Here is a 16,884-nt window from a genome sequence, read left to right as displayed (position 1 = left end):
GAGTCGGTAATCAATGTTAGATTTTAGATTCGGGATTTATTGACTTAAGAAGTCTGAAGTATAAAAAGTATAGAAGCAGATTGCCGGAGGCGCTTGATGAATTGAGGCATGAGTAAGCGTCTATGGGTGGAAAACATAAGTTTTTCCTGCTTTATGCTCTAGCCTTCTATAGGCAGTTAGTTTCATACTTTTGTTAACGAATCTAAAATCTAAAAACATTTACTTATCTAATCGGCTCTACATCTACAGCAGAACATTGGTTTCCATCATCGCAATTAATAAATACTGCTGGACGATCAGGCGGAATTGAAAAGAAAAAGTTGTCAGGAAGATAAATTGGATGCTTTGTGCGAGTTCCAGCATAGACGGGATTATAGCCCCAGATAAGTAATCCATCTGGATGAGGCTTGAGGTACATCGTTTGATCTACAGCTTCCGTCTTTTTTGAGAGGATGTTAAAAAATCTGGTTCTCATAGTTCCAGAATATCCATTCATTTTGAGAATGCTTTCATGAACAATTCCACCAACGCTATGTCTTAGCTTCCAACTTCCATAAATTGGAGTGACTAAATCTGATACTTGAGCAATTGTAACTTGCGAAGATTGAGCAACATCGTTCGAGGGTGTAGTTTTAGCTGCTTCTGTTTCAGCGTTTTTAGCATTTGCTGGCTCGACACCAAACAGCCCTATGCTACTAACTACTAAAATCCAAATCCAAGCAATTTTTTTGATATTCATAGTCGGGCGTTGTATATTAGTTATTTGAGTTGAAATGATGTACTTTGCAATGGTCATATTATTGAATGCAAAGCTTTTGCAAACGATAAAATCATTTGCAGAGTAGGCAATGAACTTGGGAAAATTCTGAGCTTTGTAGAGAAGAAAATTGCTGGGTGCTGATTGGATAATCAGAGCGATCCCTTTTTACCCTACAAAGGAATATCGGCAGCTAGAGTGAATATCTCCGAGATATTTACGTAAATTTACAAACAAGTCTGTTTCTGATGAGTAAATTTTAATTAGGTTGCGTCAGTCAGAGAAAATTATTTAAGCACAAGTTGCTGTTCACATCGCCGACTTCTTCAAGAAGTCGGCGATGTGAATCTAGGTTTTCCACCCTACACAATTTAATTTTTAGTTGATAAATTACTTCTGAGGGCAAGAAAAATTTTCGGCGAGTTCAAACGACAACTTTTTATTAACAGTCTTGACAGTAACGATCGTCTGCTTAAGCATTTCTGTGTTAGTTATGTTGCCAGTAGTAAATTCTATGCGATCGCCCTTCGCATCAAAACTAATGGTTAAGCCTTTAATAATATCACTAGATACTGCCATATTTGGTCTAATACCTGTCTCAGATAATTTCTGTCGAATGTCTGCTGAATTAACAGATGTACCTGATAGTTTAATAGCCTGTAAAATAGCTTGAACAGCCTCATATGCTAAGGCTGTTCTCCGATTCAAATCACCACCCCAGTAATCTTTAATCTGTTGAGCAAATTTGGCTGCACCACACTGCTTTGGATGCCAATCAACTGCCATAAATAAGCGATTTGCTACTGTGGTAACTTCAGCATCTTTAATAACTTTTTGGAGATAGAGGGTATTTGCACCTAAAATTGGTTTTTCTCCTTTGTTCAATTTGATGATATCAATCGCTTTTTGCAATGCTGTCTCATCTTTAGTTCCGCCATCGGGCAATACTACCAGAGCATCTGCATTCTTGACTTCTGGTGGTAGGTTCCTAGTATCAAAGTTGGAATCTGATAAATCAAAGCTAGCAATTATAGCTCCATTAAATGCTTTGAGAACCTCAACAAATTGCTCTGACAAATCCTTGCTAAACCACTCTTGACGGTTGTAAAAAACAACCACTTTAGGCTGATTTTTTCTGAGAACATCGACTAAATATTGCACTAAACTATGGGCTTCTACTCGAGTTGATGAAACGGTACGGTAGAATACTCTATTGGGATCATTACAATTCTGGTTTGATTGCAAGTTAACTACGGTGCTGGTGGGAGAAATCACCACAAGCTGATTTGGGGAATAAACCTTCAAAGCTGCACAAGTATTAGAAGAGGTATAATGTCCTACCACAGCCAGAATTTTCTTATCCTGGGAGAGTTTTTCAGCAATTTTTCGAGATTGATCGGGCTGATTGAGATCGTTAGCAATAACAACTTGTAAGTTAATTTTTTTTTCATTGACAGCTACATCCTGGGCTTGAGCGACACCAAATAGAATATCTAATCCAGCATTGAGATTCAATGGCGCAGCAGCAGCAATAGTGTAAATTGGTGAATTTGGGTTTTGTTGATGCCGAAAATTCACCTCAGCATTGTTACGATAAATCAGAATCTCCGGATCTTTTGTTACTTTAGTAGGAAGTTGCTGAAAAATTCTTACAGCATTGGCATATTGACCTTGGTTAAATGCTTTAATACCTTCATTCTTTAGTGTACGAAATGTGCGATACCCTTCACTTAAGGTGACTATGCTATCAGTAATTGGTTTTTTACCATAACTAATAAAGGTTGGCTCTATGTATGGCTGTTTACTATTGGGGCTGTGTAATAATGGCAAAGTTACGGTGATGATTACAGCTAAGGCGAAGGCCGTAAATCTAGTCACAATATCATGAGGAGGGAGGTAAGAACGCCAACGGGACAGTAGTAATGGACTAGTCCAAACTAACAATTGACGGAGGTAATAGCGCCAAGATTGGGCAGGCCAAACTAACTCTGGCTGACTTGGATTGATGCAAACTACGGGTAGCCAGGTAGCAGCGGGAAATTTACCTTGTAAAATTTCGAGGCGATTACGAGCCTCACGCACTGCTTTACAAAGGGGTGTACGCTGAGAAAATACCTGCAAAAATTCGAGCAAGAATATACCAGCAATGCGATCAGGTACTGGTTCCCGCATGACGATTACAGCTGGAACTTTCAATTCAGCCAAAAAATCTGCAATCCCTAACCCATCACAGGAATTGAAGATTGCTAACTTTAAACCTTTTTTTACCGCCTTCCTTAAGCTTTGATGTAATGCATCTAAGGGTAAAAATCTTCCTTGACTAATTTGAATTTGTCCACTTGTTGTTTGGCTCGAACTATGCCCGGCGAAAAACAAGATATCCCAAACTTTATCAAATAATAAATGAGAAAGCTCTTCTTCAGTTGGCTCTAATGTCCACGTAATTTTTGCTCCACGCTGTTCCAATAGTGCTAATGCTTTTCTATCTTGTTCTAGTTGCAAACCTCCCTGAGAACTGCCAAAAATTGCTAAAACTTTGACCTGTGCATTGAGGGTAGCTACTTGAGGATGAAATTTAGTGAATAAGGCAAATTCAGCATTGGGAAGCTCGGTAAATAAATTCCAGATATGCCAGGGTAGCCTACGTAAAATATTATTTTCTTGTTGATTTCTTGTCTGGCATCTAATGATAATGGGGACAGATTGATCCGATCTCACTCTGATATTTGCCCGAATGCAATCGCGTAAACTCTTAAACTCTTGATTCTGAAACCATGTTTTACAATAGTTCTCTAGCTCTTTAGTTCTTTGTCTCCAATCTTCTAGAGCTACGTTCGTCACTTGTCCTGGAACTGCTTGCAGTTGACGACTGTTCTCCAGTGATATATTTTGCCACTGCTGATACAAATGTGGTATTTCTAGCGCTGCCGGAAGGTCAGGTAAATCATCATCCTCTTGAATAGTTTTACCATCTTCTAAAATTGTCAGCGTCACAGAGAAGCCGTCATTAAAGGTACCGCCACTAATCTCAAGCACAACAGCGACATTTTGAGGGGGTTGAAGACTAGAGGAGGATGGCATCATAAACAACCGACGGAGAACATCTAGAAGTTAAGGATTTATTATTAGATAAGCACAATTCAGCAAAACTAAGCAATAGTTAGCTAAATAACAAATTCTTCAGTAAAGCTGGCATCATTGAGAACTACACGAGCACTGAAGCGATCGCCTGGGTCGGCTGTAAATTTAAACTGGATATAATCATCTTTCGGGCGCGATTCCACTTCAAAAAAAGCATTTCCGGTTTCATCCAATCCGATGAGCTTCAATCTTGAAGGTAGATGAGACAATTTTTCTCGCGGATAAACCCGCAGTAAAATCAACATTTTACTATCTGATTTTGGCAAAATCCCCACCATCAAAACTACAGAATGCCCTAGAAGATATATTCCTAAATCTTTGGCATTGATCACCGGACAAGCTTGATGTTGTGGATCTATTTCCCACAATAACTCAGCAGCTTGCCAGCGAATTTCATCATCCTGAGTTCTTTGGATCAGATTTACTAAAGCTTCCTGGGGATTGAAATCAACCAGAATAGATTGCATCAAATCACAAGATTGTCCGCGATAAAGTTGTTCAATTCGTTGGCGATAATGGTCATTACTTCGTTGTTTAAATTGCAGTTGTGGCTGCTCAAGCGGTATAATCATACCTCTAAAATTACTAAGTAATTCTTGCCTTGGTTGCCAATCGGATTCAAAGTTTCGTTGCAGCCATTGTCTGAGTTGTACGATTGGTTCTGCTGGTGGTTCTAATGTCAAACGCTCTAGCAATAAATCGAGTGGTTGAAAATAGCTGCGTGGTAGTTCTTTAACTGATACGGATTCGACAAATCCTAAAATTTGCCCTTCTTGGTATGGTTCATCAAGTTGCACAAATACGTAGCCAAGACGTTCTGTCCAAACTTCTGTTGGTATTTGACATTTGCGATCGCTCTGACGCAAGCAACGACACTCTAAAAAGCCGTGCAAACTAGGAATATACAAGTCCGCAATGTTTTCTATCAGGCGTTCCAGCGGATTCCAACTATGACTGAGTTCTAAATCGCTCTCGATACCCAACATTTGCAAATAACGCCCAGTCACTAACACAGCCAGGGTATTGCGATAAACTTGTTGCGATCGCTCTTGGGTTAGCTGCTGTTGAGCAAACTCATAAGCCTGTTTTCGATCTGTCGCCGTAATTGCAATTGCGATCGGTGGGAATTTAGCTACGGTATTCATCATAGAAAACGTTTGGAAACTGTTTGCAATATTATTGAGACAATAACTGTCTCAAACGAGGAAAACATCTTGTTCGACAAAATCTCCTCAGGGCTGTTGCTTCGACTGCATATTCTTGGGCGATCGCATTCCAAGAAAACTCCCCGGAATCTTGCAATACATTCAAGATATGCATCAACAACACCTGACAGTTGACATGGGGATGACTCTGCATTCGACAATCTTTGAAGATATGGGGATAATTTTGCACTAATTCTCGCCATTCTTGGATAGTTTCATACCATCGATCTGGCTCTGGCGCAGGCGGATAAATCCACTCACGATCTTCTTCCTGTGTTGGCGTTAACCGTCTTCTTTCTTCATCGGCTTGTTCGCGAATCACATCCTGAATCGTCCATCGCAGCTTTTGGTTAAACCAGGTGACAAAGCTAGCTTTTTCTGGGTTATACTTTCCCAGATTTTCCATAAACCATATCCAGGTTCTTGATAGCGCTTCACTATAGATATCCGGTGATATCCTCGCACCGTTCCAAATTAACCTGGAAGACTTCATCATCGTGATGATGAAATCCTTTACCTGATTTGGATTATCAGCTTGACATAATTGCTCAAATAACCATTGACGAGCAGGAAGATCATTGATGATTTCCTGGAGTGTTTTTTGTTGCTGTAATAGCCTGCTTCTTGCCATTGAATTACTTAAAGCCGCTTGCAGCAAGCTAATCACAGAGGAGTCACTAAAGTCACTACACATAAAGGTTATCCAGCCCAATAAGTTTAGGTTGGAATATCATGACAGCAGCTAACCTCCTCCTACTTGTTTGATAGGTTATCAGCTCTAAAGGCTGGGATAATTCAAATTGTTCACAAAACTTTAATGTTGCAGAATAAATTGAAGGGCACAACAATCTTCATTGGTGTCAATTTAAGCTCGAACGCTTACCCGATATACGTTTTACCCCACCCCTCAATCCCCTCCCCGCAAGCGGGGAGGGGAAGTTTTGCGTCAGCAAAACTGGGGTGGGGTAACGCGGATCTTGATGTTAAGTGAGAGAATTCGCTTATCACGTCTTGATAAGGGTTTCACGTTAAGTTGACACCAATGAACATTGTTGTGCCCCTATGATGGTTTATGTGTATCAGGGCTGGCGTTAATTGCTATGAGGCAATGATTCAATGATGGGTGAGCCATCAGCTTGTATCCAAGCGATTTGCGAGATACCGCGATCGCGTGCGTATTGGCGGATAGCCTCTTTTTCTCTTCCCCCCAAATCTATTTCTACCCGCACTATCTCACTAGAATCCCGCAGCTTTTGCGCGTAAGCAAAGGCGGCTGCATCAGCATTAGCTGTTTCTGGTACTACTAACCAATCGCTGGCTGGGGGAGTTTGCGGTAATTGCTGAGTAGATTGGATAATTTGGTATAAATCTTCAAGATTGAGGGCAAAGCCAATACCGGGGATGTTTTCTCCTTGGGGATGATATAGTCCCAAAAGCTGGTCGTAGCGCCCACCTCTGCCTAAAACCTGGGCTTGTCCTTCTTTATCGCTGACGACTTCAAACACGATCCCGGTGTAGTAATCGATGGTTTGAATCAAGCTGAGGTCGAGAATTAAGGGGTAATTTCCCGCTGATTCTACTAACTCTACTAGGGAAGTGAGGTTATTTACAGCTGCTTGTTGTGCTGTGTCTAGATCTAAGCTATTGACTTTTTGCAAGACTTCGCTGCTTGTACCGCGTAGATCTAAAATGAGTCGGGCGCGATCGCGTAGTTCCTCACTTAGGGGTAAATTATCTATGGCAATGCGGTCAAGATGAGCGATCGCATGACGAATTTTGCCTTGGAGATGAGTCGGAAAAACGCTCAACAGCGATCGGGTAATTCCCGCCTCACCTAAAATTAAATGCCATCCCTGTAACGACAGAGCTGCTAAACAATCAGCCACTAATAACAGTACTTCTGCATTGGCTAGCAATCCACTCGCACCAAGCAACTCCACCCCAGCTTGATAAAACTCTTGCTGACGGTTATGCCGATTTTCCCAGATGCGGCGAAAGACATTGGCATTGTAGTACAGCCGTTGGGGATAAGTAGCACCTGCCATGCGCGTCACGACAGTACGAGCAATTGAGGCTGTGAGTTCTGGACGCAAGCCTAATTCTTCATCTTCAGCATTTTGGAGTTGAATTACCGTCTGACGCTGAATTGCTTCCCCCGCCATCAGCGTATCCATGCGCTCCAACGTTGAGGTAATAATTCTGTGATAACCCCAACGATGAAATACTTGTTGTAACCTATCTTCAATCCAGCGTTTTTGAGCCACATCCAAAGGTAATAAATCCCTGGCTCCCGCTGCTGGCTGATACACCATTAATCCTCTCCAAGTTGCTGATTGTCAATTTTTATTGGGCATGGGGCAAGAGTCAAAAGTCAAAAGTCAAAAGTCAAAAGTCAAAAGTCAAAAATATTTCTGAATATTGATTTTGTCCCCCTTTCCTTGTCCCCTTTGTCCCCTCTGCCCCCCTGCTCCCTCTGCCCCCAGCCCTTCACCTAGATGGCACGATTCGTGAGTTGCTGACTATTTTTTCTTCCCACCAAACAAACCACCAAACAAACTACTACCTCCAGACTGATCTGATTGTTTACCAGCTCTATTAAAAACTGAATTTTTCTGAGAACCACCAGTTTGTTGCCCCAAAGACTTGTCTAGCTTTGGTTTCCATTCCAAAGCTATTTTGTCATTGGGATCTAATTTCAGGGCATTATCAAAATGAACCTTGGCCATTTTCAAGCGATTTTGCTTCAAATACACCAATCCTATCAGGCTATGGCACTGACTATTCTTCGGTTCTAGTTTTAAAGCATCTTGTAGTTCTACTTGAGCTTGGGGAAATTGGTTCTTGTCGATTAAAGTTTGCGCGCGCCGGATATAGGATTCCACTGAAGATTCAGTAGTGGCTGACGCTGGTGGTACAGTTGTTGTATTGAGTGCTGAATTTGACTTTTGTGATCCTGAGTTAACTGTAGGTTGAGTCAATTGTGGCGGTGTTGTTAATAATTTTTTGGTACTCCGCATTAAGTAAACTAAATTCAACTCACTAATTTGGGCAATGAGTTGGGGTGTTTCCTGTAACGAATCATACTGGGTTTCTGCAATTTGAGCGATCGCAGTTTTATACAGTTGATTGACATTTGCTTCTGGCGCCGTCGCTAACTGCTTACCTAAATTGGTGTGAATGTCTACCGAGGTAGATTCTTGTAATAAACGCTTACCCATTTGGGTTAGCACTATCATATATTCTGCGCGAGTCCGTTCCACAGAAAGTTTTTCATAAGCTGGGTTAACCAACTTGGATAAAAATTCATTAGCTAGCTTCTTGTCCGCCTCATCACTCGCAAGATTGGTATCAGGATGCAAACGACGAGCAATAATCAAATAGCGTTTGCGAAGCTCTTTGACATCTGCATCAACCGGCACACACAAAATTGCATGATGGTCTATGAAATCATATTTAAAAAGTCCACGATCTATTCTTAAAGCCATAAAACCCTATGCACCAAAGTCAGCAACTAATTTTTGATAGTTGAATTCGCTACATGAGCGAAGTGTCAGTAGTCAAAAGTCCAGAGTCAATCATCTAGAGTCGGTAGTCCAGAATAATTACCCTTGACTATTGACTATTGACTATTGACTATTGACCAGTTGACTATTGACTGTGGACTTAGTATTCCCATTTTTTATTTCCAAGTTGACAGTGGTGGAACATGTAATAATTCCTGACTGAGACTGTCATGAAGATAATTATTAGTAGCCAAAATTCTACCTGACTCAATGTTTAGGGGACTACCATCGTAAGCGGTGACTTTCCCGCCAGCTTCTTGCACAAGAATAATCCCCGCCGCCATATCCCAAGGAGAAAGTCCCCTTTCCCAGTAACCATCAAAACGCCCACAAGCAACATAAGCCAAATCCATTGCGGCTGAACCACTGCGCCTGACACCTTGAGTCAAATGGGTGAGGTGACAAAATTCTGCATAGTTATTATCAGAGGTTTCCCGGCGATCGTAGGCAAATCCAGTTACTAGCAGGCTTTTACCTAGTTGAGAAGTACTGGAAACTTTAATCGGGCGGCGGTTGCGTGTTGCACCTAAACCAGCCGCCGCCCGAAATAGTTCATTATGAAATGGGTTATAAATTACGCCTACTTGGGGAACGCCATTAATTAACAACCCGATAGAAACCGCAAAATAAGGGTATTGGTGAGCGTAGTTAGTTGTACCATCTAAAGGATCGATCGCCCAAAGGAATTCATTATCTTGATTTTCCTGTTTCCCAGATTCCTCAGCCAGAATCGAGTGTTGGGGAAAGTGGCGACGCAAAACTTCCAAAACTACCACTTCTGAAGCTTTATCAGCTGCTGTCACCAAATCACCAGGACGGCCTTTTTCTGTAATTGCGTCTTCTAATTTACCCCAGTAGCTTTGTAACACTTCACCACCAGCTAAAGCAGCTTCTGTGGCAATATCAAGAAAAATTTGTAGGTTTGTCATTTGTTAGTTGTCATTTGTCATTTGTCATTTGTCATTTGTTATTTGTTATTGGGCATTGGGCATTTATCCCCCTTGTCTTCCTTGTCTTCCTTGTCTTCCTTGTCTTCCTTGTCCCCCTTGTCCCCCTCATCCCCCTCATCCCTCATCCCTCATCGATACTGACGGCGAAACTCAGCCGGAGTCAGGCGCATGGGTTTTTCTGGTTGCCAAATTCCTTGTCCCATGATTCTCGCCCATTGTTGCGCACGTTCTAAACGCTGGTCATATTTGTGATTAGGCGATCGCGGTACAAATAATACATGCCCTTGTTTAACTAATTCTTCATTCAATAAAACTTTATCTTTCCACACATAAGCCAAAGTCCGGCCAATTTTGTCTTTGGTTTCGATGTCAAACTCTAGGGTGACTATTTGTTCCGCACCCCCAATTAAGGTTTCTAAGCCTTGTTTGGCGTTGTCTCCCCAGGGACGGTAGCGGATGTCTGGTGCATCAATACTAATTAACCGCACCTGGGAAATTAAATTTGGTTGTTCCGCCATCCCTAAAACTTCCAAACTTTGCCCACTGACTACCCGCGCTACTTTCACCTGCGCTTGATTAGTTGTTGGCTGTTTATTGGCTTGACAACTCACCAGGAGTAATAAACAAGCCAAAATTACTATTTTTCGCATTAATTCGCCAAAATAAGACCTATTAGCCGTAATTGGCACCTTTGCGCCCACCAAATCTTAATCCTCATCTAACGGTAAACCCGCTTTAACTTTCCCTTTGGCAAAATAGCGCCCAAATTGGAGTTCATAGACTTCATCTTCGTCTTGTGTCTCCACTTCCAAATCAGAACGGGGATAACTCACACATAATAAGGCATAACCTTTGCGCCGTAACTCTGGTGACAATCCAATCGCTTCTGGTTGGTAAATTTCTCCCGACAGCACCCTCACAGCACAAGTGGTGCAAGCCCCATTGCGACAAGAAAACGGTAGTTCGGTTCCTTGATGTTCAGCGCTGTGCAAAATGTAGCGGTCTTCTGGGACTTCTAGGGTGTATTCCTTGCCAGAAGTGCGATCGTGAACTCTAATGTTGTATGTTTGGGACATCTTGATTTGGGATTTTAGCTTTCTTCTCAAATGTCATTTTAATTATCTTTGCATTTTTTGCGATTTCATTGTATAGTTGTAAATCGTGGCACCTGGAGAGGTGGCCGAGTGGTTTAAGGCGCAGACCTGGAAAGTCTGTTATGCGGAAACGTATACGAGGGTTCGAATCCCTCCCTCTCCGTTTCAAAATGATACCCTGTAAAGCTTGTAGGCTCTACAGGGTATCTTGTTTTTAGTAGCGTAATTTACCCATGCTTAAACTATAAGGGTGATAACAGGTTAATCACTTCTTCCAGTAGTAACTTAGCCCTGTAAATAGCTAATAGCTTCTCTTGGTAATATCTTTGAGGGTATTCCATTCTCCTACCTTCAAAAGAAATTCTAATTAAGGCTATCTGTTCATCAGTGGGAGAGTTAATTTCATCCAGTGCTGTACCTATGGCTTGAACATTCCCAAATGATGGTAATCTTAATCCTCTCCCTTCCTCAAGCTGTTTTAGGGCGATCGCACTAAACGTCATGAGAGTTGTAATATAACTGGTTTTGTATGCCAAGCTACCAGTAGGCTTAACACCGTACCTTTGACAAAGATTCCTTAACTGAGGAATTGTCAAGACTTCTAATTCAGTTCGCGTGAACATAGAATGAAAGTGTTCAGTAATGGACATTGGTGGGTAAGACTTTTCCAGGGAAATACCCACCAATTAACTATTAAACATTTGTACACGCTTGTTTCGATAGTTATTTATATTTCTAAACAATGCCTAACCCTAAAGGTAATCCAGAGAGTTTACAACCGATTCAATCAGACAGAGAAAAACCATTGACAACAACCCTCAGCTTTCGATGCACTGAGGAAATGAAAGAGGAAGTCAAAGCAAAAGAAGATCCCCCAGAATTTTGTCGTCGTGCTATCCAGGAAGCATTAGAAAAGGATAAGAGCAATCAATCAGATACCTAAAATATGTCTAGAATTAATATTTAATTTTTGAACAAATACGTAGGGTGGGCATTGCCTAGGGTGTTGACTCTGTGCCTTTTTAGGGGGTAAAAATTCATGCAAAATATGTGTCGTCATTGCGAGGAGGAACGACGAAGCAATCCCAGAATCTTTGCGATTGCTTCGCTTCGCTCGCAATGACACCAGACAAAAATGGTATAAACCAAAAACCCCCAAATTCCATCAAAGTGAACAGCCTAGGTATTGCCCACCCTACAGATACTCAAATTTACGGAATTATCAACCTTGTGATTGATTTATTTATAGTAAACTGAGCTTTAAGCGTCAGTAAAAATACATTATCTACTAATTCTAGTATTTAAAATTACCTAATATCCACTATGGCAGACACATCAGACATTAAACTCACAATTACCTTTATTGACCAAGACTTAGATGCAGAGGAAAAGGACGAGGAAGCCGAAAGACTTCTAAGTCAAATGAAAGAACTCGATGAGGTAGAAGAAGTTAACCGAGTAGCTGAAATCGATGCGCCAGTGGGAAGTAAGTCAGTCACAGGCTATGTTGTCGGTCAAGTAATGGCTATTGTGAAATCGGAAAGTGTCCAGCAAGTTTGGGGTTTTCTGACTGATCGCTTAGGTAGCAAACCTATTGAAATAGAATTAGAACTAACCAAAGACAGCAAAAAAGTTAAAGTCAAAGCCAGCAGTCGCAAAGAATTAGAAGCCGCAGTTAATGCCATACAAGAAATTACAAAGGTGTAGATAGATACATGGCAAAGCTAGCATTGCTGATCGGGATTAGTGAATATCAACCAGGATTAAATGCTTTACCTGGGGCTGTACAAGATGTCAAAGCAATGCAGCGAGTCTTAAAGCATTCAGGAATGGGTGATTTTGCCGATGCTGATATTAGAGTCCTGGAAAATCCCCAACGTCAGGTAATGGAAGAAGCAATTGAAACTTTGTTTGATAATCGTCAAAAAGATGACTTAGTATTGCTGTATTTCTCCGGACACGGGATTAAAGATGAAGCTGGTAGATTATATTTAGCAACTAGCCAAACCTCTAAGAACCAGAAAGGCGAACTCAAGAAAACTACCGCCACTGCTGCCAGCCTGATACATGGGATGATGGAAAATAGCCGTTCTCGGCGACAGGTAATTATTCTTGACTGTTGCTTTAGCGGTGCTTTTGCTGAAGGAATGAGGGCAAAAGATGATAACAGCGTAGATATCAAGAATCAACTGGGAGGAGAAGGACGAGTTGTATTAACTTCTTCTACGTCTACCCAGTATTCTTTTGAACAAGAAGGGGCAGACTTATCAGTTTACACCCGCTACATTGTCGAAGGAATTGAGAAAGGCGCGGCTGACACTGATAATGATGGCATGATTTCTGTAGATGAACTGCATGAATATGCCCGTAAAAAAGTGCAGGAAGCAGCCCCGGCAATGAAGCCAGAAATTTATGCTGTAAGAGAAGGCTTTAAAATTAAGTTAGCGAAAGCTCCTGTAGGCGATCCGCAATTGCAGTACCGTAAGGAAGTAGCGCTATATGTAAGAAATGGTAAGGTTACGGTTATAGGTCGTCGCATTCTTAAACATCGGCAAAGTGAATTGAGTTTGTCAGATGAAATAGCAGCCCAAATTCAAAACGAAGTTTTGGAACCTTACCGCAAGTATCAAGCAAATCTCAAGAACTACGAAGAAGCGCTAATTGAGGCGGTTGAGGATGAAGGGACTCTGAGTCAGTGTACACGGGAAGAATTGAAGCGGTTTCAGCAACTTTTGCAACTAAGAGATGAGGATATTGCGGAAATTGAGGCGCGAGTTACCCCACCCCCAACCCCTCCCCGCAAGCGAGGAGGGGAGCAAGATGTTGTAAATAACACTAGCCCTAAACCACTTGCAAAGGAAGATGACCTCAGTTCAGAGAAAGGCGTAGACTATAGCAAACTGCGCGACTTGCTAGCAGCAGGGAACTGGAAAGACGCTGATATGGAAACATATCGAGTGATGATTCAGGCTTTAGGTAAGAATGAAGGTGATTACTTTGAGTCTGAAGAATTATTAAACTTCCCTTGTCCCGACCTCCGCACGATTGACCGCTTATGGGTAAAATATAGCAATGGACACTTTGGCTTCAAGATTTTTTACAAGCTCCTAAAGTACGGTAGAATCAGCATTTCAGATTTCCAATACCTGGCACAATAACAGTTCGCCTGAATAAATTTTTCTGCTACCTCATGCACCTCAGTACTCTCTGTTACTCTTTGCTTGTCCCAAGGTAAACTCATTTGTCCCGGTGACTTCTTCGACTTACCATCCTTCTTCATTGATGGCAAAAAACGACTCCCCCAATGATTCTTTTTTTCAGGCTTTGGCTTTGGGCGATAGTTCTTGCAAAACTTGCGATATTTAGCCGCACACTCTTCCAACGTCCTCCCCAATAGTAAAAACGCAGGATGCCAGCCCCTTCGGGGAAGTCAAAAGTCAAAAGTCAAAAGTCAAAAGTTTATTTTTCTAGCTTTCCTTTAGTCGTTACGATTGATTTAGCAATAATTTTAATTAACTGTTCACACTCATCTAAAAGGTTTTTTACTTGTGCCTCAGTCATCATTTCTGATTTAATTAACAGCCGCAACCAATATCTTGTTTCTTTTGCTTCTTTTAAGGCTATCGATTGCTTGCTGATAAAATCCCTATCACTTTCAGCAGACTGAGACTCTTCAATATTTGCGCCAATTGATGTACCTGCTCTGAATAACTGAGCAGCTAATAATCTTGGTGTTCCTGGTTGTTTATCTAAATAAGAACAAAGCATTGTTATCCTAACAGCAAATTCAAATGCCCTATCAGGAATGGGGATATAATTACTCATACTAACAAGTATATCAAAACTCAAGTATTATAGGACTTACGCAAAAACTCTCTGAAACTCTTATTCCATCGTGTCCTTTGCGTGCTTCGCGGTTCGTTTTTCCGTTACCTGTGCGTAAGTCCTGTATTATTTTTGACTTTTGACTTTTGACTTTTGACTTCCCCGAAGGGGCTGTGATTACTCATAATGCACAAAGCATACAACTTAAACCCATATTTTTCTTGAGCCTTCTTGATGGCATAAAGAAAGACTTCACGACATTCTAACCGCGTCAGGCGAAATTCCCGATTATTACAACGGGTTGTAATGTGATAACAAAAGCCTGGTTGAAAGTTACGTTGTGGGCGAGACATGAGAAAAACTGGTGTTATTGAAAGCGATCGCTGTTGACTCCACGCACGGGGTAGGGAACATTGCTCATTGGTGTCAATTTAACGTGAAACCCTTATGAAGAGGTAATTTTGAATTTACTCACGTACCATCACGATCCGCGTTACCCCACCCCGGCTTTGCTGACGCAAAACCTCCCCTCCCCGCTTGCGGGGAGGGGATTAAGGGGTGGGGTAAAATGCCTGTGGAATAAGCGTTAGAAGCTCAATTTGACACCTATGAGCAATGTTCCCTACGATGATCTATGGTTATGGCATAATTCTGTAAAATACGATCGCACTTTGACGCTACATGAAAATGCGATCGCCTTGTATTACTTGAAACTCCGATACTCCCAAGGATTGACAAACTTAGTATCGCCCCAAATCCCCCGCTTTTGTTGCTGCGCTTCGGCTTCGGCTTGTTGCACTAACTCTTTACTAGGACACTTATTTAAATAAGGACGATACACCTTGGCAAGTCCTTCCCTGAGTAAAACTTGTTGCACAAAAGTGCCATTTTTTAAGCGAACTTCTGCAACTTTTCTGCCATAGCGATCGCTATCGGTAATAGTTAAAGTCACGCGATCGCCTCCCTGCTTAACCAACTCCTGCACCCGTTCCTGTGCTTTAGTACCCCAATTAAATTGATTGCGATCGCTAGGGCGTTGACTTTGCTTTTCTTTATTGGTGTGTGGTACTTCTGGTGCATCCATGCAGGCAAAGCGGACGCTGAATTTGTTACCTTTAGAGTCCTTCACGGCTAGCGTATCACCATCACTGACACGCTCAACCACATCTCCAGAAGGAGCTAAAAACGGCAGGCGATCGCATCCCATCAAACCTAAAATAATGATTCCTGCACACAACCAAATCAGTGCTAGTTTCTGTAGCTTCTGCATTCCCATGCACCAAATTCCCTCTGGAGGATGATAATAGCAAAATTCGTTGACTGTTAACTGTCAACAGTCAACAGTCAACAATCAACAATCCCTAATTACCAGCCAATTTATCTAAGAAGGAGATGTTGACAGCTAGGTTGATGATATCTTGATTGGTTCTCCGATTTTTAATTTCCGCATTGTTAAGAGCCACAATATATGGTTGTCCATCAATCACGCCGATGAGTGGACCGCCAGAAGAACCGCCTGCCGTGTCACAATCATGAAGTAGAATGCCTTCTTCCTCTTTGACAATACTACATCCAGCCTGAAATCCTGCCGTCCATCCTGGCCCAGCGCTCAAATACTCATAGCCTTTTTTATTAGGATTGGGAAAGTCACCAGAGTAGCCGACAAAAAAGTATTGTTTCTTATTATTAATTAGTGCAGCAGGTGGTATAGACTTCCAGCCTAAATAACCATACTTGCGACCGAGGGGTTTATCAATTTTCATAATTGCCCAGTCGTTAGTTTGATTGCTGAGGTTATCACCAGTAAAGTTTGTACCATAAATTACTTGCTCTACTGTGGCTATATCTCTTCTATTGCTAACAGCACCATTAATGACATTGGGTAGAAATTGAATTTTTTGACTGAGTTGATGAGTTTCCGGGTCAATCACACAGTGGGCATTTGTTAAAACTATATCATCAGCAATTAAAGTGCCGGTGCAGTGATAGCTTTGAGCATCGGTTGTTGTTCCTTGTACCCGGCCAATAGTTGACCAAGGGTAATCGTGGCTAAGCATGGGGACGCGATCGTCTATACCATCAGGAATCCCTCGCCTACCGCCAGTTGGTTTTTCAGATTGTCTGAGTCCAGAAGGTTTAAAGGGGCTACCTTTACCTGGGATTTTTGATTCACCTGGTTGGAATTTAGTGAATTTAGGAGGAGAACTGGGTTGTGATTCTGTTTGTGCTTGCACGGATACCGAACCACTGAAAGCGATCGCACTCAAAACTCCAGTGACGAAAAGAGCGAAAGATTGCTTGTAAATTGATTTTGTACTCATGGGATGATTTCTCTAGGATTAAAAGTTG

The 16,884-nt window shown here is 41.7% G+C and carries 17 protein-coding genes and 1 tRNA gene; 4 read left to right on the top strand and 14 right to left on the bottom strand.

Annotated elements, in window-relative coordinates:
• Positions 1-223: 223 nt before the first annotated feature.
• The 9 genes from AACU32_RS03760 to AACU32_RS03720 all read right to left on the bottom strand — a co-directional run bounded on the left by AACU32_RS03760 (position 224) and on the right by AACU32_RS03720 (position 10,692).
• Complete coding sequence (locus AACU32_RS03760; protein WP_339377477.1) at positions 224-739, bottom strand: hypothetical protein; 516 nt, start codon at positions 737-739, stop codon at positions 224-226.
• 408 nt (positions 740-1,147) lie between these two features.
• Complete coding sequence (locus tag AACU32_RS03755) at positions 1,148-3,841, bottom strand: ABC transporter substrate-binding protein (RefSeq protein WP_096597991.1); 2,694 nt, start codon at positions 3,839-3,841, stop codon at positions 1,148-1,150.
• An 80-nt stretch (positions 3,842-3,921) separates the two neighbouring features.
• Positions 3,922-5,046 carry a DUF1822 family protein gene (locus AACU32_RS03750; RefSeq protein WP_096597989.1) on the bottom strand — a complete coding sequence of 375 codons (1,125 nt, stop codon included), beginning with the start codon at positions 5,044-5,046 and terminating at the stop codon, positions 3,922-3,924.
• 28 nt (positions 5,047-5,074) lie between these two features.
• A complete protein-coding gene (locus AACU32_RS03745; protein ID WP_096597987.1) occupies positions 5,075-5,797 on the bottom strand; it encodes a hypothetical protein in 723 nt (240 codons plus the stop codon).
• Between the two features lie 397 nt (positions 5,798-6,194).
• Positions 6,195-7,415, bottom strand: coding sequence for an ATP phosphoribosyltransferase regulatory subunit (locus AACU32_RS03740; RefSeq protein ID WP_096597985.1), 1,221 nt, complete (start codon positions 7,413-7,415; stop codon positions 6,195-6,197).
• Between the two features lie 207 nt (positions 7,416-7,622).
• Positions 7,623-8,588: a J domain-containing protein gene (locus AACU32_RS03735; RefSeq protein ID WP_096597983.1), complete on the bottom strand. Its 966-nt coding sequence runs from the start codon at positions 8,586-8,588 to the stop codon at positions 7,623-7,625.
• A 194-nt stretch (positions 8,589-8,782) separates the two neighbouring features.
• A complete protein-coding gene (locus tag AACU32_RS03730; RefSeq protein ID WP_096597981.1) occupies positions 8,783-9,595 on the bottom strand; it encodes an inositol monophosphatase family protein in 813 nt (270 codons plus the stop codon).
• 149 nt (positions 9,596-9,744) lie between these two features.
• Positions 9,745-10,266 carry a thermonuclease family protein gene (locus AACU32_RS03725; RefSeq protein ID WP_096607841.1) on the bottom strand — a complete coding sequence of 174 codons (522 nt, stop codon included), beginning with the start codon at positions 10,264-10,266 and terminating at the stop codon, positions 9,745-9,747.
• Positions 10,267-10,323: 57 nt separating this feature from the next.
• Positions 10,324-10,692 carry a 2Fe-2S iron-sulfur cluster-binding protein gene (locus AACU32_RS03720; protein ID WP_096597979.1) on the bottom strand — a complete coding sequence of 123 codons (369 nt, stop codon included), beginning with the start codon at positions 10,690-10,692 and terminating at the stop codon, positions 10,324-10,326.
• Between the two features lie 94 nt (positions 10,693-10,786).
• Here AACU32_RS03720 and AACU32_RS03715 point away from each other — a divergent pair.
• Positions 10,787-10,873: transfer RNA gene (locus AACU32_RS03715), tRNA-Ser, on the top strand.
• A gap of 79 nt (positions 10,874-10,952) precedes the next feature.
• Here AACU32_RS03715 and AACU32_RS03710 read toward each other — a convergent pair.
• Positions 10,953-11,333, bottom strand: coding sequence for a hypothetical protein (locus tag AACU32_RS03710; protein WP_096597977.1), 381 nt, complete (start codon positions 11,331-11,333; stop codon positions 10,953-10,955).
• Positions 11,334-11,452: 119 nt separating this feature from the next.
• On the opposite strand from AACU32_RS03710, the gene AACU32_RS03705 reads away from it, so the two are divergent.
• The 3 genes from AACU32_RS03705 to AACU32_RS03695 all read left to right on the top strand — a co-directional run bounded on the left by AACU32_RS03705 (position 11,453) and on the right by AACU32_RS03695 (position 13,868).
• Entirely contained in the window at positions 11,453-11,653 is a 201-nt protein-coding gene (locus AACU32_RS03705; protein ID WP_096597975.1) for a hypothetical protein, read from the top strand.
• Positions 11,654-12,033: 380 nt separating this feature from the next.
• Positions 12,034-12,417 carry a hypothetical protein gene (locus tag AACU32_RS03700; RefSeq protein ID WP_096597973.1) on the top strand — a complete coding sequence of 128 codons (384 nt, stop codon included), beginning with the start codon at positions 12,034-12,036 and terminating at the stop codon, positions 12,415-12,417.
• An 8-nt stretch (positions 12,418-12,425) separates the two neighbouring features.
• Complete coding sequence (locus tag AACU32_RS03695) at positions 12,426-13,868, top strand: caspase, EACC1-associated type (RefSeq protein ID WP_339377476.1); 1,443 nt, start codon at positions 12,426-12,428, stop codon at positions 13,866-13,868.
• A 301-nt stretch (positions 13,869-14,169) separates the two neighbouring features.
• Here AACU32_RS03695 and AACU32_RS03690 read toward each other — a convergent pair whose 3' ends face one another.
• The 4 genes from AACU32_RS03690 to AACU32_RS03675 all read right to left on the bottom strand — a co-directional run bounded on the left by AACU32_RS03690 (position 14,170) and on the right by AACU32_RS03675 (position 16,856).
• Positions 14,170-14,535 carry a four helix bundle protein gene (locus tag AACU32_RS03690; RefSeq protein ID WP_096597971.1) on the bottom strand — a complete coding sequence of 122 codons (366 nt, stop codon included), beginning with the start codon at positions 14,533-14,535 and terminating at the stop codon, positions 14,170-14,172.
• A 104-nt stretch (positions 14,536-14,639) separates the two neighbouring features.
• Positions 14,640-14,888 carry a transposase gene (locus AACU32_RS03685; protein ID WP_339377475.1) on the bottom strand — a complete coding sequence of 83 codons (249 nt, stop codon included), beginning with the start codon at positions 14,886-14,888 and terminating at the stop codon, positions 14,640-14,642.
• Positions 14,889-15,238: 350 nt separating this feature from the next.
• Entirely contained in the window at positions 15,239-15,805 is a 567-nt protein-coding gene (locus tag AACU32_RS03680) for a thermonuclease family protein (protein ID WP_096607840.1), read from the bottom strand.
• 91 nt (positions 15,806-15,896) lie between these two features.
• Entirely contained in the window at positions 15,897-16,856 is a 960-nt protein-coding gene (locus AACU32_RS03675) for a trypsin-like serine peptidase (protein ID WP_096597969.1), read from the bottom strand.
• Positions 16,857-16,884: the final 28 nt, after the last annotated feature.

The organism is Calothrix sp. NIES-2100, from assembly GCF_963875285.1.
GTDB lineage: Bacteria > Cyanobacteriota > Cyanobacteriia > Cyanobacteriales > Nostocaceae > Aulosira.
Note: the sequence above shows the minus strand (reverse complement) of the source record. Positions and strands in the feature narration are given on the sequence as shown.

Excerpts from the sequence above, each read along its gene's own strand:
- AACU32_RS03760 (WP_339377477.1), bottom strand. The coding sequence starts at position 739 with ATGAATATCAAAAAAATTGCTTGGATTTGGATTTTAGTAGTTAGTAGC.
- AACU32_RS03755 (WP_096597991.1), bottom strand. The coding sequence starts at position 3,841 with ATGATGCCATCCTCCTCTAGTCTTCAACCCCCTCAAAATGTCGCTGTT.
- AACU32_RS03750 (WP_096597989.1), bottom strand. The coding sequence starts at position 5,046 with ATGATGAATACCGTAGCTAAATTCCCACCGATCGCAATTGCAATTACG.
- AACU32_RS03745 (WP_096597987.1), bottom strand. The coding sequence starts at position 5,797 with ATGTGTAGTGACTTTAGTGACTCCTCTGTGATTAGCTTGCTGCAAGCG.
- AACU32_RS03740 (WP_096597985.1), bottom strand. The coding sequence starts at position 7,415 with ATGGTGTATCAGCCAGCAGCGGGAGCCAGGGATTTATTACCTTTGGAT.
- AACU32_RS03735 (WP_096597983.1), bottom strand. The coding sequence starts at position 8,588 with ATGGCTTTAAGAATAGATCGTGGACTTTTTAAATATGATTTCATAGAC.
- AACU32_RS03730 (WP_096597981.1), bottom strand. The coding sequence starts at position 9,595 with ATGACAAACCTACAAATTTTTCTTGATATTGCCACAGAAGCTGCTTTA.
- AACU32_RS03725 (WP_096607841.1), bottom strand. The coding sequence starts at position 10,266 with ATGCGAAAAATAGTAATTTTGGCTTGTTTATTACTCCTGGTGAGTTGT.
- AACU32_RS03720 (WP_096597979.1), bottom strand. The coding sequence starts at position 10,692 with ATGTCCCAAACATACAACATTAGAGTTCACGATCGCACTTCTGGCAAG.
- AACU32_RS03710 (WP_096597977.1), bottom strand. The coding sequence starts at position 11,333 with ATGTTCACGCGAACTGAATTAGAAGTCTTGACAATTCCTCAGTTAAGG.
- AACU32_RS03705 (WP_096597975.1), top strand. The coding sequence starts at position 11,453 with ATGCCTAACCCTAAAGGTAATCCAGAGAGTTTACAACCGATTCAATCA.
- AACU32_RS03700 (WP_096597973.1), top strand. The coding sequence starts at position 12,034 with ATGGCAGACACATCAGACATTAAACTCACAATTACCTTTATTGACCAA.
- AACU32_RS03695 (WP_339377476.1), top strand. The coding sequence starts at position 12,426 with ATGGCAAAGCTAGCATTGCTGATCGGGATTAGTGAATATCAACCAGGA.
- AACU32_RS03690 (WP_096597971.1), bottom strand. The coding sequence starts at position 14,535 with ATGAGTAATTATATCCCCATTCCTGATAGGGCATTTGAATTTGCTGTT.
- AACU32_RS03685 (WP_339377475.1), bottom strand. The coding sequence starts at position 14,888 with ATGTCTCGCCCACAACGTAACTTTCAACCAGGCTTTTGTTATCACATT.
- AACU32_RS03680 (WP_096607840.1), bottom strand. The coding sequence starts at position 15,805 with ATGCAGAAGCTACAGAAACTAGCACTGATTTGGTTGTGTGCAGGAATC.
- AACU32_RS03675 (WP_096597969.1), bottom strand. The coding sequence starts at position 16,856 with ATGAGTACAAAATCAATTTACAAGCAATCTTTCGCTCTTTTCGTCACT.